25 protein-coding genes are annotated in these 22,210 nt (G+C 52.4%); 10 read left to right on the top strand and 15 right to left on the bottom strand.

The window, feature by feature from the left end:
* Window positions 1-23: 23 nt before the first annotated feature.
* From N0B36_RS01035 to N0B36_RS01025, 3 genes are read right to left on the bottom strand one after another with little or no spacing between them, the layout of a single operon-like run.
* Window positions 24-347: a DUF1493 family protein gene (locus tag N0B36_RS01035; RefSeq protein ID WP_016152048.1), complete on the bottom strand. Its 324-nt coding sequence runs from the start codon at window positions 345-347 to the stop codon at window positions 24-26.
* Window positions 347-814, bottom strand: a complete 468-nt coding sequence (locus N0B36_RS01030) for an STM2901 family protein (RefSeq protein ID WP_016152047.1) — start codon at window positions 812-814, stop codon at window positions 347-349. Before N0B36_RS01030 ends, N0B36_RS01035 begins: the two co-directional genes overlap by 1 nt.
* 11 nt (window positions 815-825) lie before the next feature.
* Entirely contained in the window at window positions 826-1,308 is a 483-nt protein-coding gene (locus N0B36_RS01025; protein ID WP_016155861.1) for a type VI secretion system tube protein TssD, read from the bottom strand.
* 182 nt (window positions 1,309-1,490) lie between these two features.
* Between N0B36_RS01025 and N0B36_RS01020 the strand changes: the two genes are divergently transcribed.
* Window positions 1,491-2,855, top strand: coding sequence for an MFS transporter (locus N0B36_RS01020; protein ID WP_016152045.1), 1,365 nt, complete (start codon window positions 1,491-1,493; stop codon window positions 2,853-2,855).
* A 94-nt stretch (window positions 2,856-2,949) separates the two neighbouring features.
* On the opposite strand, the gene N0B36_RS01015 is transcribed toward N0B36_RS01020, so the two are convergent.
* Complete coding sequence (locus N0B36_RS01015) at window positions 2,950-3,441, bottom strand: YajQ family cyclic di-GMP-binding protein (protein ID WP_003831002.1); 492 nt, start codon at window positions 3,439-3,441, stop codon at window positions 2,950-2,952.
* A gap of 174 nt (window positions 3,442-3,615) precedes the next feature.
* On the opposite strand from N0B36_RS01015, the gene panE reads away from it, so the two are divergent.
* The 3 genes from panE to N0B36_RS01000 are packed head-to-tail and all read left to right on the top strand — an operon-like array spanning window position 3,616 to window position 6,191.
* Window positions 3,616-4,527 carry a 2-dehydropantoate 2-reductase gene (gene panE, locus N0B36_RS01010; protein WP_016155860.1) on the top strand — a complete coding sequence of 304 codons (912 nt, stop codon included), beginning with the start codon at window positions 3,616-3,618 and terminating at the stop codon, window positions 4,525-4,527.
* Window positions 4,490-5,080 carry a protein deglycase YajL gene (gene yajL, locus N0B36_RS01005; RefSeq protein ID WP_259685528.1) on the top strand — a complete coding sequence of 197 codons (591 nt, stop codon included), beginning with the start codon at window positions 4,490-4,492 and terminating at the stop codon, window positions 5,078-5,080. Before panE ends, yajL begins: the two co-directional genes overlap by 38 nt.
* 31 nt (window positions 5,081-5,111) lie before the next feature.
* Window positions 5,112-6,191 carry a hypothetical protein gene (locus N0B36_RS01000; RefSeq protein WP_311044820.1) on the top strand — a complete coding sequence of 360 codons (1,080 nt, stop codon included), beginning with the start codon at window positions 5,112-5,114 and terminating at the stop codon, window positions 6,189-6,191.
* A gap of 99 nt (window positions 6,192-6,290) precedes the next feature.
* On the opposite strand, the gene thiI is transcribed toward N0B36_RS01000, so the two are convergent.
* Complete coding sequence (gene thiI, locus N0B36_RS00995) at window positions 6,291-7,739, bottom strand: tRNA uracil 4-sulfurtransferase ThiI (protein ID WP_005125147.1); 1,449 nt, start codon at window positions 7,737-7,739, stop codon at window positions 6,291-6,293.
* Window positions 7,740-7,947: 208 nt separating this feature from the next.
* Between thiI and xseB the strand changes: the two genes are divergently transcribed.
* Genes xseB through yajO form a run of 4 tightly spaced genes read left to right on the top strand, consistent with a single transcriptional unit; the run spans window position 7,948 to window position 12,008 of the window.
* Window positions 7,948-8,190, top strand: a complete 243-nt coding sequence (xseB, locus tag N0B36_RS00990; protein ID WP_016152040.1) for an exodeoxyribonuclease VII small subunit — start codon at window positions 7,948-7,950, stop codon at window positions 8,188-8,190.
* Window positions 8,191-9,090 (top strand): (2E,6E)-farnesyl diphosphate synthase, encoded by a 900-nt coding sequence (ispA, locus tag N0B36_RS00985; protein ID WP_016152039.1) that lies wholly within the window; start codon window positions 8,191-8,193, stop codon window positions 9,088-9,090.
* 24 nt (window positions 9,091-9,114) lie between these two features.
* Complete coding sequence (gene dxs, locus N0B36_RS00980) at window positions 9,115-10,977, top strand: 1-deoxy-D-xylulose-5-phosphate synthase (RefSeq protein ID WP_019076160.1); 1,863 nt, start codon at window positions 9,115-9,117, stop codon at window positions 10,975-10,977.
* Between the two features lie 56 nt (window positions 10,978-11,033).
* The gene (yajO, locus tag N0B36_RS00975) at window positions 11,034-12,008 is read left to right on the top strand and encodes a 1-deoxyxylulose-5-phosphate synthase YajO (protein ID WP_259685493.1); all 975 of its coding nucleotides are present in this window, start codon (window positions 11,034-11,036) and stop codon (window positions 12,006-12,008) included.
* 100 nt (window positions 12,009-12,108) lie between these two features.
* Here the strand turns inward: yajO and pgpA are convergent, their stop codons facing one another.
* The 6 genes from pgpA to nrdR form a co-directional block, all read right to left on the bottom strand.
* Window positions 12,109-12,627: a phosphatidylglycerophosphatase A gene (pgpA, locus tag N0B36_RS00970; RefSeq protein WP_259685491.1), complete on the bottom strand. Its 519-nt coding sequence runs from the start codon at window positions 12,625-12,627 to the stop codon at window positions 12,109-12,111.
* A complete protein-coding gene (gene thiL, locus N0B36_RS00965; RefSeq protein WP_019076158.1) occupies window positions 12,605-13,582 on the bottom strand; it encodes a thiamine-phosphate kinase in 978 nt (325 codons plus the stop codon). The genes pgpA and thiL overlap by 23 nt, the downstream gene beginning before the upstream one ends.
* Before the next feature lie 77 nt (window positions 13,583-13,659).
* Complete coding sequence (gene nusB, locus N0B36_RS00960) at window positions 13,660-14,079, bottom strand: transcription antitermination factor NusB (RefSeq protein WP_000801129.1); 420 nt, start codon at window positions 14,077-14,079, stop codon at window positions 13,660-13,662.
* A gap of 19 nt (window positions 14,080-14,098) precedes the next feature.
* Complete coding sequence (gene ribE / locus N0B36_RS00955; protein WP_016152034.1) at window positions 14,099-14,569, bottom strand: 6,7-dimethyl-8-ribityllumazine synthase; 471 nt, start codon at window positions 14,567-14,569, stop codon at window positions 14,099-14,101.
* 86 nt (window positions 14,570-14,655) lie between these two features.
* Window positions 14,656-15,759, bottom strand: a complete 1,104-nt coding sequence (ribD, locus tag N0B36_RS00950) for a bifunctional diaminohydroxyphosphoribosylaminopyrimidine deaminase/5-amino-6-(5-phosphoribosylamino)uracil reductase RibD (protein ID WP_016152033.1) — start codon at window positions 15,757-15,759, stop codon at window positions 14,656-14,658.
* Window positions 15,760-15,762: 3 nt separating this feature from the next.
* The gene (gene nrdR / locus N0B36_RS00945) at window positions 15,763-16,212 is read right to left on the bottom strand and encodes a transcriptional regulator NrdR (protein ID WP_016152032.1); all 450 of its coding nucleotides are present in this window, start codon (window positions 16,210-16,212) and stop codon (window positions 15,763-15,765) included.
* Between the two features lie 153 nt (window positions 16,213-16,365).
* On the opposite strand from nrdR, the gene N0B36_RS00940 reads away from it, so the two are divergent.
* Both N0B36_RS00940 and N0B36_RS00935 read left to right on the top strand, forming a co-directional pair.
* The gene (locus tag N0B36_RS00940; RefSeq protein ID WP_029139433.1) at window positions 16,366-16,905 is read left to right on the top strand and encodes a DUF3251 domain-containing protein; all 540 of its coding nucleotides are present in this window, start codon (window positions 16,366-16,368) and stop codon (window positions 16,903-16,905) included.
* 298 nt (window positions 16,906-17,203) lie between these two features.
* On the top strand, window positions 17,204-18,067 hold the full coding sequence (locus N0B36_RS00935) for a nucleoside-specific channel-forming protein Tsx (RefSeq protein ID WP_003021561.1): 864 nt from the start codon (window positions 17,204-17,206) through the stop codon (window positions 18,065-18,067).
* A 45-nt stretch (window positions 18,068-18,112) separates the two neighbouring features.
* Here the strand turns inward: N0B36_RS00935 and N0B36_RS00930 are convergent, their stop codons facing one another.
* The 4 genes from N0B36_RS00930 to secD all read right to left on the bottom strand — a co-directional run bounded on the left by N0B36_RS00930 (window position 18,113) and on the right by secD (window position 22,193).
* Window positions 18,113-18,805, bottom strand: coding sequence for a YafY family protein (locus N0B36_RS00930; RefSeq protein WP_200079430.1), 693 nt, complete (start codon window positions 18,803-18,805; stop codon window positions 18,113-18,115).
* Between the two features lie 23 nt (window positions 18,806-18,828).
* The gene (locus N0B36_RS00925; RefSeq protein WP_016152028.1) at window positions 18,829-19,194 is read right to left on the bottom strand and encodes a VOC family protein; all 366 of its coding nucleotides are present in this window, start codon (window positions 19,192-19,194) and stop codon (window positions 18,829-18,831) included.
* 169 nt (window positions 19,195-19,363) lie between these two features.
* A complete protein-coding gene (gene secF / locus N0B36_RS00920; protein WP_003021550.1) occupies window positions 19,364-20,335 on the bottom strand; it encodes a protein translocase subunit SecF in 972 nt (323 codons plus the stop codon).
* Window positions 20,336-20,345: 10 nt separating this feature from the next.
* On the bottom strand, window positions 20,346-22,193 hold the full coding sequence (gene secD, locus N0B36_RS00915) for a protein translocase subunit SecD (protein WP_003021547.1): 1,848 nt from the start codon (window positions 22,191-22,193) through the stop codon (window positions 20,346-20,348).
* Window positions 22,194-22,210 lie beyond the last annotated feature (17 nt).

The raw sequence follows: 22,210 nt of genomic DNA, 5'->3' as shown, positions 1-22,210 counted from the left end.
TTTTTTATTGGCAGGGATGTTATTCAGTCATAAAGCCATTTCCCCGCCTTTGCTGACTCTATAATCATCTCTACTGTCAAAGGCTTTAATTCAATTTCAGGAGGATCTTTTTTCCAGAAAGGGTATTCTTGTTCAATATAATTCCTTCCATCAAAGTTCGAATATTCAATATCAAAATGCTCAAATAAATCAGCTAAAAAATCATATGCATCTTCCGGAATAAACTGAAAATCATCCTCCAGGGTCCATTCTTTCGTGACCTGCTTAAGACCAGGCCTAAACCAACGTTCCCTGATTGGGTAATTCTTCATGATGTACTCAATAACTTCAGCTTCATAATTTCTCATCAGAAAGATGTCCACTGTATGCGATCTTTGGGTCGTGCGATGAGGTTGTATTTATCGCGGGTATGTTTTGTCACCGCGAACAAAAGCACGATTAACTGAGCATGCCCGACAAAAGGAACCCAACGGCCTATGTAAGTTGCTATTTGATTTGTTGGAACCATCTTCAATTTGGAAAACTTCCCCATAGGAGCGTGTAGTCTTAAACCAAACGGGAACCGAGCCCCTTTCAGAAGTTTTCTACATAGAATTGATGCAATACTAGTGCCTGGAGTGTTCGTGGCTGCTGATAGTTTTCCTTTGACAGGAATAAATGGTTGACCGATCAAAACCAGCATAACAGCTTCCGTGGTGATACCTAATGAATCTGCCAACTGCTCAATGAATATCAAATCAAACAGTTCACCCGACGTTACGTTAGCGTGACCATGATACCAATAGGTTCCATTCGCCTCTTCAGTTGTGTCCATTCAATCCCCCATTATGCCGTCTGCCGGTCATTCCATGCGTCGGTATAGATAATGTTCCCGTCGCAATGCTTCCAGGTGATTTTTTCGTAGCGTAATTCTATGGTTTCAAGATGGTTATTATTCATGTCCTCTGGACCAGCCATCGAGGGAGAAACGGAGACAATCCGCACCCCTTCCAGAAACATATTGAAGTATTCAACTTCCTGACCGGCATCATTGATTTTGTACCAACGAATCTCTGCAGACTTAAGATTCTGACCAGAAGCGACAGCTTTGTATAAATACGGGCTGGAGTAGTCAAACTCTTTGACGATCATCATCGGTGAATGTTGGCGTGTGCCTGTTGGCTTGCCTGTACCGTTATCAGTGGGAATAGACAAATTGTGATGAAAGCCTTTAAATTCAATACTGTATTCTCTTCCTTTTACATCACACCCGCCCTTAATCAGCGCACCACCATCGTCATAAATCCACATATTGCCCGGAATCGCCATTTTCCTTTTCCCTCTTTCCATTAGAAATAACCACAAAAAGACTACACCTGTAATTATCGCAAGTAAATTAGTTGCAGTTGTAATTATTTCAATTTTCCCACTACACAATTCCACATATCGTAGAGGTTTACCGCACTCCTTCCCCGCTTTACACTAGGCGCGAAATTAATACAGAGGTGGGAATGAACGATTACAAAATGACGCCCGGTGAGTTGCGCGCCACCTGGGGTTTAGGGACCGTATTCTCGTTGCGCATGCTTGGCATGTTTATGGTTCTGCCGGTTCTGACCACGTACGGTATGGCGCTACAGGGTGCCAGTGAAGCGCTGATTGGCCTTGCCATTGGCATTTATGGTCTGGCGCAAGCCGTTTTCCAGATCCCCTTTGGTCTGCTTTCTGACCGCATCGGTCGTAAGCCGCTTATCGTCGGCGGGCTGGCGGTGTTCGTTCTCGGCAGCGTGATTGCCGCCCTCTCCGATTCAATCTGGGGCATTATTCTCGGTCGCGCTTTGCAAGGCTCTGGCGCGATTGCCGCCGCCGTGATGGCGCTGCTTTCCGACTTAACCCGTGAGCAAAACCGTACCAAAGCGATGGCGTTTATCGGCGTCAGCTTTGGTATCACCTTCGCCATTGCGATGGTGCTAGGACCGATCGTTACCCATGCGCTGGGACTACACGCGCTGTTCTGGATGATTGCAGCTCTTGCAACCACCGGCATCGTGCTAACCATTTGGGTCGTTCCCAATAGCACCAGCCACGTGCTGAACCGCGAATCTGGCATGGTAAAAGGCAGCTTCAGCAAAGTGCTGGCGGAGCCCAAACTGCTCAAGCTCAACTTTGGCATCATGTGTCTGCACATTTTGTTGATGTCCACTTTCGTCGCCTTACCGGGCCAACTGGCGAAAGCCGGTTTCCCCGCCGCAGAGCACTGGAAAATTTATCTGGTGACGATGCTGCTGTCCTTTGTTTCCGTGGTGCCGTTCATCATTTACGCAGAAGTGAAGCGGCGGATGAAGCGCGTATTCCTCGCCTGCGTGTTACTGATCCTTATCGCAGAGATTGTATTGTGGAGCGCTAACGTGCGTTTTTGGGGGCTGATTGCAGGCGTTCAGATATTCTTCCTCGCCTTCAACCTGATGGAGGCCCTCCTCCCCTCGCTTATCAGCAAAGAGTCTCCGGCTGGCTATAAAGGCACGGCGATGGGCGTTTACTCCACCAGCCAGTTTCTTGGCGTGGCGATTGGCGGTTCGCTCGGCGGTTGGGTGGTCGAAATGTTTGATGGTCAGGCGGTATTCCTGGCCGGCGCGCTTCTGGCGGCAGTTTGGTTGTTGGTGGCAAGCACAATGAAAGAGCCGCCGTATGTCAGCAGCCTGCGAGTGGAAATCCCACCTGAGATTGCCGCAGATGACACCCTTAAGCAGCGTCTGCTGGCTAAAGAAGGGATAAGCGAAGTGTTAATTGTAGCGAAAGAGCATTCGGCTTACGTGAAAATCGACAGCAAAGTGACGAATCGATTTGAGGTTGAACAGGCCATCAGTCAGGCGTGAAGAGTGCCAGATGGCGACTATCGTTTGAGCCGGCCTACAAATAGCGTGTGCAACCTGTAGGCCGGATAAGCGTAGCGCCATCAGGCATTACGACTTAATCGCGGAAGTTCTTAAACTGGAACGGCTGGCCGAGATCGCCGCCGCGAACCAGCGCCATAACGGATTGCAGATCGTCACGCGCCTTGCCGGTCACGCGGATTTCTTCGCCCTGAATCTGCGCCTGCACCTTCAGTTTGCTGTCTTTGATCAGCTTGACGATTTTCTTTTGCACCGCGCTTTCAATGCCCTGTTTCAGCTTAGCTTCAACAAACCAGGTTTTACCGCTGTGCACGAAGGTTTCTGGTACGTCCAACGAAGTGCCTTCAATACCACGTTTCAGCAGCTTGGCACGTAAAATATCCAGCAACTGATTGACCTGGAAATCAGACTCGCTTAGCACCTTAATCGTCTTATTCGACTCGTTCAGCTCAAAAGTCGCTTCAACGCCACGAAAATCAAAGCGTGACTCCACTTCACGGCTGGCGTTATCTACCGCGTTACGGGCTTCCTGAAGATCAACTTCAGAAACAATATCGAAAGATGGCATCTTTTCCTCTCCCTTCATTTTTGATGCGAAGCATAATACCTGCAAAGTTACACAACAGACAGCGCTATACTAGGCTGTATCCTTTAATTGTACGTGGTACTGATACCTGCGAACAATAATGGGGTACGGCCGATATGGATTAACACCTGGTGATGTTGCAGGTGAGGAGGAAGAATGAAAATTACCGTACTGGGATGTGGAGCGTTAGGACAGCTTTGGCTAACCACGCTGTGCAAACATGGACATGAGGTTCAGGGGTGGCTACGCGTACCGCAACCCTATTGCAGCGTTAACCTGATCGACACGGATGGGTCAGTATTCAATGAATCCCTGACGGCAAACGACCCCGATTTTTTGGCGAAAAGCGACCTGTTGCTTGTCACTCTGAAAGCCTGGCAGGTTTCTGATGCGGTCAAAGGCCTGGCCGCCATTCTGCCTGACACCACTCCCATTCTGCTGATTCACAACGGTATGGGGACGATTGAAGAGTTGCATAACATTAAGCAACCTCTGCTGATGGGCACCACAACCCACGCGGCACGCCGTGACGGCAACGTGATCATTCATGTCGCTCAGGGAACAACAAGGATTGGTCCGGCGCGTGAACAAGACGGTGATTTCAGTTATCTGGCTGAAGTCCTGCAAGAGGTGCTGCCGGACGTCGCCTGGCACAACAATATTCGCGCTGAGTTGTGGCGTAAGCTGGCCGTCAACTGCGTCATTAACCCGCTGACCGCATTATGGGATTGCTCAAATGGAGAGTTACGCCATCATCCTGAAAAAATAGCGCTCATCTGCGAGGAGGTGGCGGCGGTCATTGAACGCGAAGGCCACCACACATCAGCAGATGATTTACGCTATTATGTTGAGCAAGTGATTGACAGTACGGCGGAAAATATCTCATCAATGCTGCAAGACATACATGCCCTGCGCCATACTGAGATCGACTACATTACCGGTTATTTGTTAAAACGCGCCCGCGCGCACGGCATCGCCGTCCCGGAAAATGCCCGCCTGTTTGAAATGGTTAAGAGAAAGGAAAGTGAGTATGAGCGCTCAAGCACTGGTATGTCTCGCCCCTGGTAGTGAAGAGACCGAAGCGGTCACCACTATCGATCTGCTGGTTCGCGGCGGAATTAAGGTCACGACCGCAAGCGTTGCCAGCGATGGCGGCCTGACGATGGTGTGCTCACGCGGCGTAAAACTACTGGCGGATGCGCCATTAGTGGAAGTTGCTGACGGGGATTTCGACATTATCGTGCTGCCCGGCGGTATTAAAGGCGCCGAGTGTTTTCGCGACAGCCCTCTGCTTGTCGAAACCGTGAAACAGTTTCATCGCTCCGGGCGCATTGTCGCGGCAATTTGCGCCGCTGCCGCCACAGTCCTCGTCCCACACGATATTTTCCCCATCGGTAACATGACCGGTTTTCCGGCGCTGAAAGACAATATTCCCACTGACCAGTGGCAGGATAAGCGCGTCGTATGGGATCCGCGCGTCAATCTGTTAACCAGCCAGGGACCGGGAACCTCAATCGATTTCGGTTTAAAAATCATTGATCTCCTGGTGAGTCGCGAAAAGGCTTACGAAGTGGCATCACAACTGGTGATGGCTGCAGGAATTTATAACTACTACGAGTAATCTTCAGGCCACTCGCATTCAAGGAATTATGATGAAAGGATATCTGAGCGGAGTGGCTTTACTGCTCCTTTCCGGCTACGCCAGTGCGACTCAACTTGAAATTGAGAGCCTTGAGTATCGCTATCCCGCAAGCACTGAGATGCAATATCGCGTGCCGTGGTTTACCTCAACGGATAACCCACAGGTTGCAAAACGCATTAACGATTATATTTTCACAAGCTTTATCAATCAGCTACCGGGAAATAATCCACGAGCGACCGTGAATCAGTTTGCGAAATCAGAGATGAATCCCACCGCAAACCTTGACTACACGGTTGAGTATCGCGACGCCAAAGTGTTGACCCTCAACATGTTTGTCGAAGGCTGCGGGGCGTATTGCGAGTCGTACAATGTACCGATCAGCTTCGATTTAGCCAACGGCTCGACAATTACCCTTAACGACCTCTTTTCCCGCTCCACGATGACCGAATTGAACACCCGCATCAGAAAAGATATCCGCAGCCAAATTGATACCTTTGTTGTCGCACAGAAATCACAAAAGCCGGAGCAAATAAAAGAAGACGGTGGAGATTCTGGCTTTGCCGAATTCTACGCATCGTGTGCAACCTACACCGACGGTCTGTACTACATCGACAAATTCTCCCTGCAAAAAGACCATCTGGCTTTCCTGAACGGACGTTGTAGCAACCACGCCAATCGCGCGGGTGACGAACTGGGCGATTTCACCACGAAAATCCCGACCGTTGAACTGCATAATCAGCTCACGCCTTACGGCCAGTATCTGACTACCGCAAAGAGATCTACACCGGTTTCGCCAGCGCCCGGCATTGACGGCAAGGTCATGTACGGCACGTTGGGAAAAAGCATGCGTATTGTGTTGAAGGTCGACTGCAAATACAGTGATTTTTTTGAAGGGGCTTACTTTTACCAGAAATTTGGCGCACCGATTGAATTAAACGGTAAATGCGACACAGCCGACAATCAACATTATGTACTTAAGACGTCTGCCGCTGAACAATCGGAAGAGAAGATAACGCTGGAGTTAAAAGACGGCGTCTATCAGGGTGTCTGGGAGTCGAACGGGAAAAAGCTCCCCGTCCGTTTTGAATAATTTTGTTATATTACCGGATGGCAGCGTAAACAATTTATCAGGCCTACAAAACATACCGCTTGCAGGCCTGATAAGCGCAGCACCCTCAGGCAAAAGTCACTATGGGCGATATACCTTCACGTTTTCAAAGCCCTGCTCGCGCAGATACAGCGCCTGCAGACGGCTCATCACCCCGCGTTCACACCACAGCAGCCAGGTTTTACTCTGGTCCAGATCGCCGAATTTGGTGCTCAATTTGTAGAACGGCAGAGAAACGACGTCCACACCGTCAACCTTCAGCGGTTTGTCATCCTGTTCATCCACAGAGCGGATATCCAGAATCACATCGTTCGGGCCGAAGCCGCTCACGGTTTCCACTTCCACCACGGTCTGCTGCGTCTGCTGGGCGATATCACGAATATCGATATTGTTCGCTTCTTCAACCACTTTATCGAGGATAGAGAAATCGAAGTTTTCTTCTTCGGCCTCAATCTTCGCTTTAATCGCTTTCACCGTCGGGCTTTTTGAAATCACACCGCAGTATTCCGGCATGGTACGGGCAAAGTCCTCAGTACCAATTTCACGCGCCAGATTAATGATGTGCTCCTTATCATGGGAGATAAGCGGGCGCAGGATCAGAGTGTCAGAAACGTTATCGATCAGGCGCAGGTTGGTCAGCGTCTGGCTGGACACCTGGCCCAGCGCTTCACCGGTTACCAGCGCCTGTACGCCGTAGCGCTCAGCGACTTTCGACGCTGCACGTACCATCATACGTTTAAGGACCACGCCCATCTGACCGTCGTCGACTTTCTCCAGGATCTCGCCAACCACCGGCTCAAAGTTGATCGCGACAAAACGCACGCGATGCGAGCTACCAAAGCGGTTCCACAGATAATGCGCCACCTGACGAACGCCGATTTCATGCGCTGCGCCGCCGAGATTAAAGAAGCAGTAGTGCACACGGCAGCCGCGACGCATCAGCATATAGCTGGACACGCCGGAGTCGAAACCACCGGAAATCAGCGACAGTACATCTTCCTGCGTCCCGATCGGGAAACCGCCAATACCTTCATAGCGGCCTTTAACCAGCAGCAGACGGTCGTTTTCGATTTCAAGATTAACCGTCACGTCCGGCTTCGTCAGCTTCACGCGCGCGGATTCAATATGCTGGTTCAGTCCACCGCCAACATAGCGTTCCACCTCAATAGAGCTAAACTCATGCTTACCGCGACGCTTAACGCGTACGCAGAAGGTTTTGCCTTCCAGTTGATCGCGATACTGCACCAGCGCTTTCTCGAAAATATCGTGCATATCGGTAAACGGCACGTCTTCAACTTCGAGAATATGGTGGATCCCCGGAATACGGGTCAGCGCGTCACGAATATCCAGGCGCTGGCTTTCATCTTTAGCGCGAACCTCAACGTGGTCCCAGTGGCGGACAACGGCAAGGTCTTCATCATAGTGCTTTAAAACGTTACGAATGTTCCCTGTCAGAATTTTTATAAAGCGCAAACGCACAGATTGGCTTTTGATGGTGATTTCTGGGAACAATTTAATGATAAACTTCATGGCGGCAATGGTTCTTTGGCAAGTCTGAATGACTTGTAATGGAAAAAAATACAGCAGCCCATACCCTGCGGCTGCATCCAGGCGCGCAAGTATACCACCATCATGGTCATCCTGTGCACATCGCCTTACCATTGTGCGTTATTTGCTTATCAGTGCGAGTCCGTTACCATAGCCTTGTGCTGCCAATACAGAGAGTCAGACATTCATTATGCCGAAGAAAAATGAAGCGCCAGCCAGTTTTGAAACAGCGCTGAGCGACCTGGAACAGATTGTTACCCGTCTGGAAAGCGGCGACCTGCCGCTGGAAGAAGCGCTGAACGAATTTGAACGTGGCGTACAGTTAGCACGTCAGGGACAGGTCAAGTTGCAGCAGGCTGAACAGCGCGTACAAATCCTGCTGTCAGATACTGAAGACGCCGCCCTTACGCCTTTCACACCGGATAATGAGTAAATGGATTTTACGCAGCAGCTACAGGCTTGCGTTGAGCAGGCCAACCAGGCACTGAGCCGTTTTATCGCGCCATTGCCCTTTCAGAACACTCCCGTGGTCGAAACCATGCAATATGGCGCATTATTAGGCGGTAAACGTCTGCGCCCGTTTCTGGTGTATGCGACCGGTCAGATGTTTGGCGTCAGCCTGAGTACGCTTGATGCTCCCGCTGCCGCCGTCGAGTGTATCCATGCCTATTCGCTGATGCACGATGACTTACCCGCGATGGACGACGATGACCTGCGCCGCGGTCTGCCGACCTGCCACGTAAAATTTGGCGAGGCTAATGCGATCCTGGCTGGAGATGCGCTACAGACGCTGGCGTTCTCCATTATCAGCGACGCCCCGATGCCGGAAGTTTCTGATCGTGACCGCATCGCGATGATCTCTGAACTGGCCCAGGCCAGCGGTATCGCCGGTATGTGCGGCGGTCAGGCGCTGGATCTGGACGCTGAAGGCCATCAGGTAGAATTGGATGCGCTGGAGCGTATTCACCGCCATAAAACCGGGGCATTGATTCGCGCCGCCGTGCGTCTGGGTGCGTTAAGCGCTGGCGATAAAGGTCGAGAATGCCTGGCAATACTCGACAAGTACGCAGAAAGCATCGGTCTGGCCTTCCAGGTTCAGGATGACATCCTGGATGTGGTAGGCGATACTGCAACATTGGGTAAACGTCAGGGTGCTGACCAGCAGCTTGGCAAAAGTACCTATCCTGCACTTCTGGGTCTTGAGCAAGCCCAGAATAAAGCCCGGGATTTAATTGAGGATGCCCGCCAGTCGCTAAGTTTGCTGGCCGCACAGTCACTCGATACCTCGGCACTGGAAGCGCTAGCGGACTACATAATCCAGCGTGATAAATAAACCAACATATCCCATGAGCTTGCGATGAGTTTTGATATAGCCAAATACCCGACCCTGGCGCTGGTCGACTCCACTCAGGAGTTACGCCTGCTGCCAAAAGAGAGCCTGCCAAAGCTTTGCGACGAACTGCGCCGCTATTTGCTCGACAGCGTAAGCCGTTCCAGCGGGCACTTCGCCTCTGGTCTGGGCACGGTGGAACTCACCGTAGCGCTGCACTACGTCTACAACACCCCGTTTGACCAGTTAATCTGGGATGTGGGACATCAGGCTTACCCGCACAAAATTCTGACCGGCCGCCGCGATAAAATCGGCACCATCCGGCAGAAAGGCGGTTTGCATCCATTCCCATGGCGCGGTGAGAGCGAATATGACGTACTGAGCGTTGGGCACTCCTCAACCTCCATCAGCGCAGGTATCGGTATTGCGGTTGCCGCCGAGAAAGAAGGCAAGGAACGCCGTACCGTTTGTGTGATTGGGGACGGTGCAATCACCGCAGGCATGGCATTTGAAGCGATGAACCACGCGGGTGATATTAAGCCCGACATGCTGGTTATCCTCAACGACAACGAAATGTCGATTTCAGAGAACGTCGGCGCGCTGAACAATCACCTGGCGCAACTGCTCTCAGGCAAACTCTACTCCTCGCTGCGCGAAGGCGGGAAGAAAGTGTTCTCCGGTGTACCACCGATTAAGGAACTGCTCAAACGTACCGAAGAGCACATCAAAGGCATGGTTGTACCGGGTACGCTGTTTGAAGAGCTGGGCTTTAACTATATTGGTCCGGTGGACGGTCACGACGTGCTGGGGCTTATCACCACGCTTAAGAACATGCGCGATCTCAAAGGTCCACAGTTCCTGCACATCATGACCAAAAAAGGTCGTGGCTACGAGCCGGCGGAAAAAGATCCGATTACGTTCCACGCGGTACCCAAATTCGATCCATCCAGCGGATGCCTGCCGAAAAGCAGCGGCGGCCTGCCGAGCTATTCAAAGATCTTCGGTGACTGGCTGTGTGAGACCGCGGCGAAAGACAATAAGCTGATGGCGATCACCCCGGCGATGCGCGAAGGCTCCGGTATGGTGGAGTTCTCACGTAAGTTCCCGGATCGCTACTTTGATGTGGCGATTGCCGAGCAGCACGCGGTGACGTTTGCAGCCGGTCTGGCGATTGGCGGTTATAAGCCGGTCGTGGCTATTTACTCCACCTTCCTGCAACGCGCTTACGATCAGGTACTGCATGATGTCGCCATCCAGAAACTGCCGGTCCTGTTCGCCGTCGACCGGGCAGGTATCGTTGGCGCAGATGGACAAACCCACCAAGGGGCGTTCGACCTCTCTTTCCTGCGCTGTATCCCGGAAATGGTCATAATGACCCCAAGCGATGAGAACGAATGTCGCCAGATGCTGTTCACCGGCTATCACTACAACGACGGTCCAACGGTCGTACGTTATCCGCGCGGTAACGCGGTGGGCGTTGAGCTGGCGCCGCTGGAACATCTGCCAATCGGCAAAGGCATCGTGAAGCGTCACGGTGCGAAAGTGGCGATTCTCAACTTCGGCACCCTAATGCCGGAAGCCGCTCAGGTCGCAGAGTCACTGAACGCCACGCTGGTTGATATGCGCTTTGTGAAACCGTTGGATGAAACGTTGATCCTCGAAATGGCAGCCCAACACGAGGTGCTGGTCACCCTCGAAGAGAATGCCATTATGGGCGGCGCTGGTAGCGGCGTAAACGAAGTGCTAATGGCCCATCGCAAGCCTGTTCCGGTGCTGAACATTGGCCTGCCTGACTTCTTCATCCCGCAGGGGACTCAGGACGAGGCTCGCGCCGAACTGGGACTTAATGCCGCCGGAATTGAGGCCAAAATCAAGGCCTGGCTGGCATAATCCCCTCCCCGCTCCTGCTATGCTTAACTCATCACGAGCATAGCAGGAGTGGATTAATGAAATATAACACCTTAGGAAAAACCGACCTACGGGTCTCCCGCCTTTGCCTGGGTTGCATGACGTTTGGCGAGCCCAATCGCGGCAATCACGCCTGGACGCTACCTGAAGAAAGCAGCCGCCCGATAATCAAACACGCTCTTGAAGGCGGCATTAACTTTTTTGATACCGCCAACAGCTACTCCGCTGGCAGCAGCGAAGAGATTATCGGCCGCGCGCTGCGTGATTTCGCCCGCCGCGAAGATGTCGTGGTCGCCACCAAGGTTTTTCACCAGGTTGATGATTTAGCGGAAGGATTATCCCGCGCACAAATCTTGCGCTCAATCGACGATAGCCTCAGACGCCTGGGTATGGACTATGTGGACATCCTGCAAATTCACCGCTGGGATTACAATACGCCTATCGAAGAAACGCTGGCAGCCCTTAACGACGTAGTGAAAGCCGGTAAAGCTCGCTATATTGGCGCCTCATCCATGCACGCGTCTCAGTTTGCTCAGGCGCTGGCCTTACAGAAACAACACGGCTGGGCGCAGTTCGTTAGCATGCAGGATCACTACAACCTGATCTACCGTGAGGAAGAACGCGAAATGCTGCCGCTTTGCTATCAGGAAGGCGTCGCGGTGATCCCTTGGAGTCCGCTGGCGCGTGGTCGCCTGACGCGCCCCTGGGGAGAAACGACCGCACGTCTGGTTTCTGATGAAGTCGGTAAAAATTTATACTCTGAGAGCGATGAAAACGACGCGCAAATTGCCGCGCGGCTGACCGGTGTCAGTGAGGAATTAGGCGTAACGCGTGCGCAGGTTGCGCTGGCCTGGCTGCTGAGCAAACCGGGGGTGGCAGCGCCGATTATCGGCACTTCACGCGAGGAACAGTTGGATGAGTTACTTAATGCGGTGGATTTGACGCTGAAGCCAGAGCAGATTGCCGAGCTGGAAACGCCGTACAAACAGCATCCGGTGGTCGGATTTAAATAATCTGGCATTGCCCGATGGCGCTGCGCTTATCGGGCCTACAAAACCGACATCGTGTTTCCAGGCCGGATAAGGCGTTTACGCTGCCATCCGGCAAGCCCATTTAAATGATACCTACCGGCCAATGATGGCCGATAAAATACAAAATTCCGGCAGAGAGTATTCCGGCCACAATATCATCAATCATGATCCCCGTACCGCCATGCACGTTGCGATCGAACCAACGGATCGGCCACGGCTTCCACATATCCAGAATACGGAAAATCACAAATCCGGCGGCAACCCACTGCCAGTCGTGGGTCGGCAGCGCCATCAGGGTTATCCACATCCCGACAAACTCGTCCCAGACAATGATACCGTGATCGTGCACGCCCATATCTTTCGCCGTTTGATGGCACAGATAAACGCCGATACAGATAGACAACATGACCACCAGTGAATACAGCTGCCACGGCAGAAACGTCATTAAATACCAAAAAGGGATCGCCGCCAGCGATCCCATCGTGCCTGGAACAATTGGGCTCAGCCCGCTGCCAAAACCGGTGGCCAACAGGTGCCACGGATTGCGCATACTCAGGCGGCTTTTGGCGACATCTTTTTTAAGGCGCGGCAAAATGGTCATATCCTTTCCAGTCGAACGTGACGGGTTTTCCGTCGCGCGTAAAGTGAATGCCTTCCACGTCCGCGCTCATCTGCCCAATGCAGGTAAACGATGCGCCGAGATTTCCCAGCGCCACGTCCAGTGCGCCACGGTTAATTTCCGGTACGGTAAAGCATAACTCATAATCTTCACCACCCGAGAGCGCCCAGCGCAGGGCTTGTTCCGGCTCAACGTGTTGGGCAAATGCCGTAGAGTATGGCAACGCATCGACGTTAACCCGCGCCCCACAGCCGCAGGCATTGACGATATGCCCCAGATCGGAAATCAGGCCGTCGGAAATATCGATAGCCGCACTGGCCAGATCGCGCAGAGCTTGTCCCTGCAAAATACGCGGTGTTGGACGCAGATGACGTTTAAGCAGATAGTCTGCGTCTTTTGCATCTGCCACCTGCAAGCGATCCTGCAAAATCGCCAGCCCGGCCGCGCTGTCACCCGGCGTACCGGTCACATAAATCCAGTCCCCCGGTTTCGCACCGGAGCGTTTTAAGGCCCGTCCAACAGGGACGTAGCCGTGGATACCCAGCGTCATCGACAGTGGCCCACGCGTGGTGTCACCACCTATCAGCTGCATATCATAGTAATTGAGGAGTTCAAACAGGCCATCGCTGAAGGCTTCAAGCCAGGCTTCATCGACGTCAGGCAGCGTGAGCGCCAGCGTCAGCCACGCAGGATCGGCTCCCATCGCCGCCAGATCGCTCAAATTCACCGCCAGCGCTTTCCAGGCGAGATCGGTGGGATCAATGTCGGGGAGGAAGTGGTTACCTGCCACCAGCGTATCGGTGCTGATCGCCAGCGTCTGTTTTTCAGGGATGTTCAGAAGTGCGCAATCGTCACCAATACCGGTTTCGACATCAAGACGAGACGTTCTTACGCGGTCAAAATAACGGGCAATCAGGGAAAATTCGCCGCATGCCATACGTTATGCCTCAGCAGAAAAAAAAGAAAAAGCCGGGGGCAGCGGAAACAAGTTCCACCATCCAGCCGGCCTCGGGATTACTTTTTGTTGGGGCGAATCACAGGTGCTGCTTTATCCAGTACGCCGTTCACGAATTTATGGCTGTCTTCAGCGCCGAAGGTTTTCGCCAGTTCAATCGCTTCGTTGATGGCCACTTTGTACGGCACATCACTACGTTTAGACAGTTCAAACAGCGCAATACGCAGCACGGCTTTTTCTACCTGACCCAGCTCTTCCAACAAACGAGACAGATAAGGCTTCATTAATCCATCCAGGTACGCGCTGTTAGTCGCCACCCCGGACAGCAGTTCACGGAAATACAGAACGTCGACATCTTTTACGTCCTGTTCCGCCAGGAACTGGTATTCAACATCAGCGATGTCGTTCTGGGACAACTGCCAGGAGTAGAGCGCCTGGACGGCACACTCACGGGCGCGGCGACGAGCAGCAGGTTTCACGGATTTCCCCTTACAAAAATCAGGCCTTGATGGCTTTCAATACATTAATCATTTCAAGTGCAGTCAGTGCAGCTTCTGCGCCTTTGTTGCCGGCTTTAGTGCCAGCACGTTCGATGGCTTGTTCAATACTTTCGGTGGTCAGAACACCGAAGGCTACCGGAATGCCACTGTCCTGAGCGACATGCGCCAGGCCATTGCTTGCACCGCCAGCCACATATTCGAAGTGCGCGGTACCACCACGAATCACCGTACCTAACGCAATCACCGCGTCGTATTTACCGGATTTTGCAAGTACTGAGGCTGCCAGCGGCAGCTCATACGCGCCCGGAACCCAAACGACGGTAATGTTTTCATCTTTAACCTGACCAATACGTTTCAGGGCGTCGATCGCACCTTCCAGCAGGCTGTCATTGATAAAGTTGTTGAAACGCGCAATGGTGATGGCGACGCGAGCGTCCGGGGTAGCAACGTTAGCTTCAATAATGTTCATATTCTTCCTTCGGATTCACTAGACCCCGCAGGGGGGCGGATTTTATCATAATAATCTGTGCGCTGCTTCCCTTTCGAACCGGGAGATCATGCGCCCACTAAATGCAGGCAAAGGTCCGGACCTACATGGCGTATTTCGTTGAATTTGAAATGGGGGGCGTCAGCCAGTTTCTCAAGGCCTGGAAGCACACATAATCCTCGTGCATCGCTGCCTAACAGTTTAGGCGCAACATACACGATTAGCTCATCGACCAGACCGGCCTGTAATAACGCGCCCGCAAGCGTTGGACCTGCTTCAACCCAAATGCTGTTAATTTGCTGCTTGCCCAGTTGCATCATCAGCACCACCAGATCCAGATGCCCGTTATGTTCCGGCACCTTCAGGCTGCGCACCGTCTCCGGCCAACTACGAGGATCATCTTTTGTCCGGGCAATCCAGGTTTCTCCAGGCTGTTGCACAATACGGTGTTCCGGCGTGACCTGATTCTGGCTATCAACAACAATGCGGATAGGCTGGCGCAGATTTTCCTGCGGGTAACTCGCCTGGGTTGACTCCCCAAGTTCCGACCAACGCACGGTAAGCTGAGGGTCGTCAGCCAACACCGTAGCGCTGCTGGTTAAGATGGCATGGCTTTGCGCCCGTAATCGTTGCACATCGCGACGCGCCTGTGGCGAGGTTATCCACTGGCTTTCACCACTGGCCATCGCCGTACGCCCATCAAGCGACGCACCAAGTTTAAGCTGCACGTAGGGGAATCCCGTACGCATACGCTTGAGAAAGCCTTTATTAAGCTGCTCAACCTCGCTCATCATCAGCCCGTGACTGACGTCAATGCCCGCCTGCTGCAAACGGTAGAGACCACGACCTGCTACCTGCGGATTGGGATCCTGCATCGCTGCAACCACACGTGACACGCCTGCGGCAATCAGCGCATCGCAGCACGGGGGGGTACGACCATGATGGCTGCAGGGTTCAAGCGTTACATAGGCAGTCGCCCCTTGCGCTTTTTCTCCAGCCATGCGCAGAGCATGGACTTCGGCATGTGGTTCACCCGCGCGGTGATGATACCCTTCACCGACGATCTCCCCATCTTTGACAATCACGCAGCCCACGTTGGGATTGGGGTGAGTGGTAAAACGTCCGCGCGCAGCAAGCTTCAGCGCGCGCGCCATGTACAATTCATCCTGCATGGCTTAGTCCTGTAGGCGAGCAATCTCTTCGCCAAATTCTTTGATATCTTCGAAACTCCGGTAAACCGAGGCAAAGCGGATGTAGGCGACTTTATCGAGTTTTTTCAACTGCTCCATCACCAGGTTGCCGATCATCTTGCTCGGCACCTCACGCTCGCCAGTCGCACGCAGTTGTGATTTGATATGATTCAACGCCATTTCGACGTCATCTGAGCTGACCGGACGTTTCTCAAGCGCTCTGAGCATGCCGCTGCGCAGCTTATCTTCATTAAAGGGTTCACGCACATCGTTGCTTTTCACAACGCGCGGCATGACAAGCTCAGCCACTTCAAAAGTGGTGAAACGTTCGTTACAGACCAGACACTGCCGACGGCGGCGTACTGAGGAGCCCTCGCCTACAAGACGAGAGTCAATTACCTTAGTGTCTACGGCGAAACAGAATGGGCAATGCATACGGCGTCCTGTCCTCAGTGGTTAACAGAAATCTATTTTACCCTGAACTGGCGTGACAACAAAGGCGCAGCGCTTTTGAGACAAAGGATCGATGCCTTCGTGCTCGGTGCGCACTACCATTATGCTATCGCGACAATGAAGGAAGTAATCACAATGACAAGACGTTACCTAAGAATTCTCCTGGTGGGAAGTCTCTTTAGTCTTAGCGCATGCGCACAGCAAAGCGAAGTACGCCAGATGCATCAAAGCGTTAGCACGTTGAATAAAGAGATGACACAGCTAAATCAGGAAACGGTAAAAATTACACAACAAAATATGTTGAATGCCAAATCAACCAGCGGAGCCTATCTGCTGCCGGGTTCCAATACACCAGCCCGACTGGACAGCCAGATTGGCATGTTACGGATGTCACTTGTCAATATTGCGCCGAACGCCGACGGCACGCGGCTCACATTACGTATTCAGGGTGAATCCACTACGCCTTTACCCGCCTTTAGCGCCACCGTCGAGTATGGACAAATTCAGGGCACCACGGATAACTATCAGGAAGCGAACGTTCAGAACCAATTGGTAACTGCCCCGGCAAGTATCCTTGCTCCCAGCGACGTAGACATTCCGCTGCAGATAAATGGCCTCTCTCCGGACCAGTTAGGATTTGTTCGTATCCACGACATCCAGCCTGTTAATCAATAAACTTTTTTGCGGGACGTTTTGTGCGTTCCGCAACATCACTCCGGCCCGTTTTGTTACTCACCTGACATAACCGATATTTCTGGTAAAACTTGGCAACATTCATGGGAGCCAGTACAATTCGCCGCCTAAAGTGAGCAAACGTGAACGCAATCGATTACGTAAATGATAGAACTGTGAAACAACACATATTTTTGTGAACAATGATTTTTATAATAGGCTCCGAAGAAACACGAAATATTTAGAAACGCAATTTGCGCCTTTTTCACTCCCGAAAGGGATTTCAAACAGTGGCATACATATGAAAAAAACATTACTTGCAGCCGGTGCAGTGCTGGCGCTCTCCTCGTCTTTTACTGCCAACGCTGCAGAAAATGACAAACCGCAATATCTGTCCGACTGGTGGCACCAGAGCGTCAACGTGGTGGGAAGCTACCACACCCGTTTCTCTCCGAAACTGAACAATGACGTGTATCTGGAATACGAAGCGTTTGCCAAAAAAGACTGGTTTGACTTCTATGGCTACATCGATATTCCGAAAACCTTCGACTGGGGTAACGGCAACGATAAAGGCATCTGGTCTGACGGTTCCCCGCTGTTTATGGAAATCGAACCGCGTTTCTCCATCGATAAACTGACCGGTGCTGACCTGAGCTTTGGTCCGTTCAAAGAGTGGTATTTCGCCAACAACTACATCTACGATATGGGTGATAACAAAGCCAGCCGCCAGAGCACCTGGTATATGGGTCTGGGTACCGATATCGATACCGGTCTGCCGATGGGTCTGTCCCTGAACGTGTATGCTAAATACCAGTGGCAGAACTATGGCGCATCCAACGAAAACGAGTGGGATGGCTACCGTTTCAAAGTGAAATACTTTGTGCCGATCACCCAGGTTTGGGGCGGCCAACTGACCTACATCGGCTTCACCAACTTCGACTGGGGCTCCGATTTGGGTGATGATCCGAACCGCACCAGCAACTCTATCGCTTCCAGCCACGTCCTGGCGCTGAACTACGATCACTGGCACTACTCCGTAGTAGCGCGTTACTTCCATAACGGCGGCCAGTGGAAAGGTGGAGATACTCTGAACTGGGGCGAAGGCGACTTCAGCGCGAAATCTACCGGTTGGGGTGGTTACCTGGTCGTAGGTTACAACTTCTAATCCTGCCAATTTATCGCAGACAAGCCAGCTTAACCGCTGGCTTTTTTATGGCTGGTCTTCACAGCGTACTTTACGTAAAAAGTCACTTAGCGAGCGATCTGCAGATTCACGAAAATGCCTGTCGAGCGGCGTGATCTTCAGACACCGATCAACGCGAAAGCAGCGATAATCGTCACGTTTCTCACACCAGGCAACCAGCAACCAGTGCTCACCCCAGAAAAATAGCCCCAGCGGCTGAACGTCGCGCCAGGAGAGATTCCCGCACTCGTCGCGATAATGCAGCGCCAGCACCTGCTGCACCGAAACCGCGCGATGTATGAGATCAAAAGCACTGCGTGAATGCGGCTGATTGCCAAAATCTGGCGCGAAAACCCGCGTTTGCTCGGCTCTGCGCCGACACTCTGGCGGCAATATCGCCAGCACTTTTTCCTGCGCGGATTCCAGCGCCTGTGAGAGTGAATCCCCGCCCCATGTTTTCAGCAACCGAATCGCTACCATTAACGCTTCTGATTCGCGATGCGTTAACATCAACGGCGGCAGATCAAACCCCGCCATTAAGCGGTATCCACTGCCCACTTCTCCTTCAATGGGCACGCCGGATAAAGAGAGATCGCGGATATCGCGATAAATCGTTCGTTCAGAAACCTCAAGACGTTCTGCCAGCAGCGCCGCCGTTGTCACTCGCCTGCCACGCAGGATTTGTACAATCTGAAACAAGCGGTCGGCGCGTCTGGTCATTTTAATCCTCAGTCCTGAAAATATTACGCGGGTTGATGTAAACCAACGCGATTGCCTTCGCTGTCAGTAAACAGCGCAATAGTGCCAATATCCTGCCCCAGTTCGAGCGGACCAAACACGCACTGACCGCCAGCGGTGGCGACGCGTTTAAGCGTTGCAGCCAAATCATCCGTATGCAGATAAATAATAGCGCCCTGCGCTGAAGGCGTAATACCGTCAAATTTAGCCAGCGCCCCGCCGGGAGCGGGATCCTGATGTGGAAATACGGCCAGCTCCGCGCTGTCCATATTCTCACGACGCAAAGAAACCTGCATCACTGGCTCATAAAAAGCAATGGCGCGCTCCATTTGTGCCACGGGGATTTCAAACCAGCTAATTACGTTATTCATACTTCCTCCTGCCTGTGTGGGTAATCTCAGAAGGACTATAAGACAGGGCTACTGACAGCATACTGTCAGTAGTATGGCGACCGGAAAAGATAATGGACTGCTACCAAATCGCAGGCAAAAAAAATCCCGACCTTGCGATCGGGATTCCAGTATCTTCACTCTTAATAGTTTAAGGCAGAATTGACGGTTGATCCGCCCCTTCTTTCTCAACCTTCTGCTGCAGCATGTGCTCACGCTTCATACCCAGCTTCAGCGCCAGCGCCGATGCTACGTAGATAGAAGATGCAGTACCGATGGAAACACCGATCAGCATCGTCAGTGAGAAGCCTTCCAGTACCGGACCACCGAACAGGAACAGCATCAGAATAACCATCAACGTCGTACCGGACGTAATCAACGTACGGTGCAGCGTCTGAGTCAATGACACGTTAAAGATTTCGTAAGGCGTACCGCGACGAATTTTGCGGAAGTTTTCACGAATACGGTCAGATACGACGATACTGTCGTTCAGCGAGTAACCGATTACCGACATCAACGATGCGACGATAGTCAGATCAATCTCGATATGGAACAACGACAGGATCCCAAGTGTGATAATCACGTCGTGCGCCAGAGCGATAACTACCCCTGCTGCCAGTCGCCACTCAAAGCGGAAACCGACGTACACCAGGATAGATATTAACGCCGCCATCAGCGCCATTGCACCGGTTTGCGCCAGGTCGGCACCCACGCTCGGACCCACGAATTCAATTCGCTTCACCGCGGCGTTTTGGTTGGTGGATTCGTTAATCACACTCAACACTTTGCTGCCCAGTACCTGACCGCCGTCTGCGCCTTCAGTTGGCGGCATACGCACCATAATGTCGTGGCTGCTGCCGAAGTTCTGCAGAAGCGGATCAACAAAGCCCGCTTTCTCCAGCGCATCGCGCATCACGTCCATATCGGCCGGTTTTTCCAGCGTGATTTCAATTACCGTACCACCGGTGAAATCGAGACCCCAGTTAAACCCGCGTACGCCCATCACCACGATGGCCGCAATCAGCAGGAAACCTGAAATGCCGAAAGCCCAGTAGTCCCAGCGCATAAAGTCCCAGACTTTACGGCCGTGGTTCAATTGTTCAACAGTATATTCCTGTGCCACTTCGCACTCCTCAGATTGACAGCTTTTTGACGCGCTTGCCGCCATACAACAGGTTTACGATGGCACGTGTACCGACAATCGCGGTAAACATCGACGTCGCCACACCAATACCGGTAGTAATCGCGAACCCTTTAATTGCCCCGGTGCCAACTGCGTACAGGATAATGACCTTAATCAGCGTCGTAATGTTCGCATCAAAGATGGAGCTAAATGCACCCGCATAACCTTCATTGATGGCCTGCTGCACCGAACGCCCGTTACTCAACTCTTCTTTGATACGTTCGTTAATCAGTACGTTCGCATCGACCGCGACGGCAAGGGTTAAGACGATCCCCGCAATCCCCGGCATACTCAGCGTAGCGCCCGGCAACAGCGACATAATACCGACAATCAGTACCAGGTTAGCAATCAGCGCACTGGTCGCGATCAGACCGAACTTCTTATAGAAGAAGATCATGAACAGGATAGACACCACCAGACCGGCCAGACACGCTTCCAGACCCTGTTTAATGTTCTGCATACCCAGGGTAGGACCGATGGTACGTTCTTCAACAATCTGAATCGGCGCAATCAACGCACCGGCACGTAACAGCAGAGAAAGCTGACGCGCTTCGTTCGGGTTGTTAATACCGGTGATACGGAAGCTGTTGCCCAGGCGAGACTGGATGTTGGCGATGTTAATCACCTCTTCCTGTTTCACCAGCACTGCGCGACCGTTGGCATCTTTTTTACCGCTGTCTTTGTACTCCACGAACAGGGTCGCCATCGGCTTACCGATGTTGTCCTTGGTGAAGTTGGACATGATGTTACCACCCGCGCTATCCAGCGAGATGTTAACCTGCGGCTGATTGTATTCGTCCTGGCTGGAAGTGGAGTCGGTGATATGATCACCGGTCAGGATCACGCGTTTGTACAGCACAACCGGCTGACCTTCACGAGACTGTTTCACTTCCGAATCACCCGGTACACGCCCGGATGCCGCAGCAGACTGGTCAACGTTGGTGTTCACCAGACGGAATTCCAGCGTCGCGGTAGCGCCCAGAATTTCTTTCGCACGCGCGGTATCCTGAATGCCTGGCAGTTCGACCACAATGCGGTCAGCACCCTGACGTTGGACCACCGGCTCAGCAACACCCAGTTGGTTAACACGATTACGCAGAATGTTGATGTTCTGCTGTACCGCGTATTCACGGGCTTCGCTCAGGCGCGCATCGGTCATCACCGCACGCAGAGCATTGCTGCCCTGGCTGGAAATAACCAGATCCTGGTGACGCTTGCTCAGGTAAGAGATAGCTTCATCACGGGCGCTGCTATCACGGAAGGTGATGCTCAGACCGTAGTTATCTTCTTTGCGAACGGTAGTATAAGGAATGCCTTTTTCACGCAGATCGCTGCGCAGGCTATCGATATTTTGTTCCTGCAACTTACTCAGCGCGGTGTCCATATCCACTTCCATCAGGAAGTGAACGCCGCCACGCAGGTCAAGACCGAGTTTCATCGGTTCTGCGTGAATGGCTGCCAGCCAGCGTGGAGTTGCCGGTGCAAGGTTAAGCGCCACGACGTATTGATCGCCCAATACGCCCATTAACACTTCACGTGCGCGCAGTTGGGTATCAGTGGAGTCGAAGCGCGCAAGAATAGCACCCTCTTCCAGAGCCACAGACTTAGGTGTGATTTTATCTTCTTGTAACGTTTTCTGGACCTGGATCAGCGTTTGCTCACTGGCGGCGGCACCGCGCACGCCAGTGATTTGAACAGCCGGATCCTCACCATACAGGTTGGGAAGCGCATAGAGCAGACCGACGACAATAACGACGATCAGCATGACATACTTCCACAAAGGATAACGGTTTAACACGGCAGTTCCCTTTGGGA

The sequence above is a fragment of the Citrobacter sp. XY323 genome (assembly GCF_025106035.1).
Taxonomy (GTDB): domain Bacteria; phylum Pseudomonadota; class Gammaproteobacteria; order Enterobacterales; family Enterobacteriaceae; genus Citrobacter; species Citrobacter braakii.
Note: the sequence above shows the minus strand (reverse complement) of the source record. Positions and strands in the feature narration are given on the sequence as shown.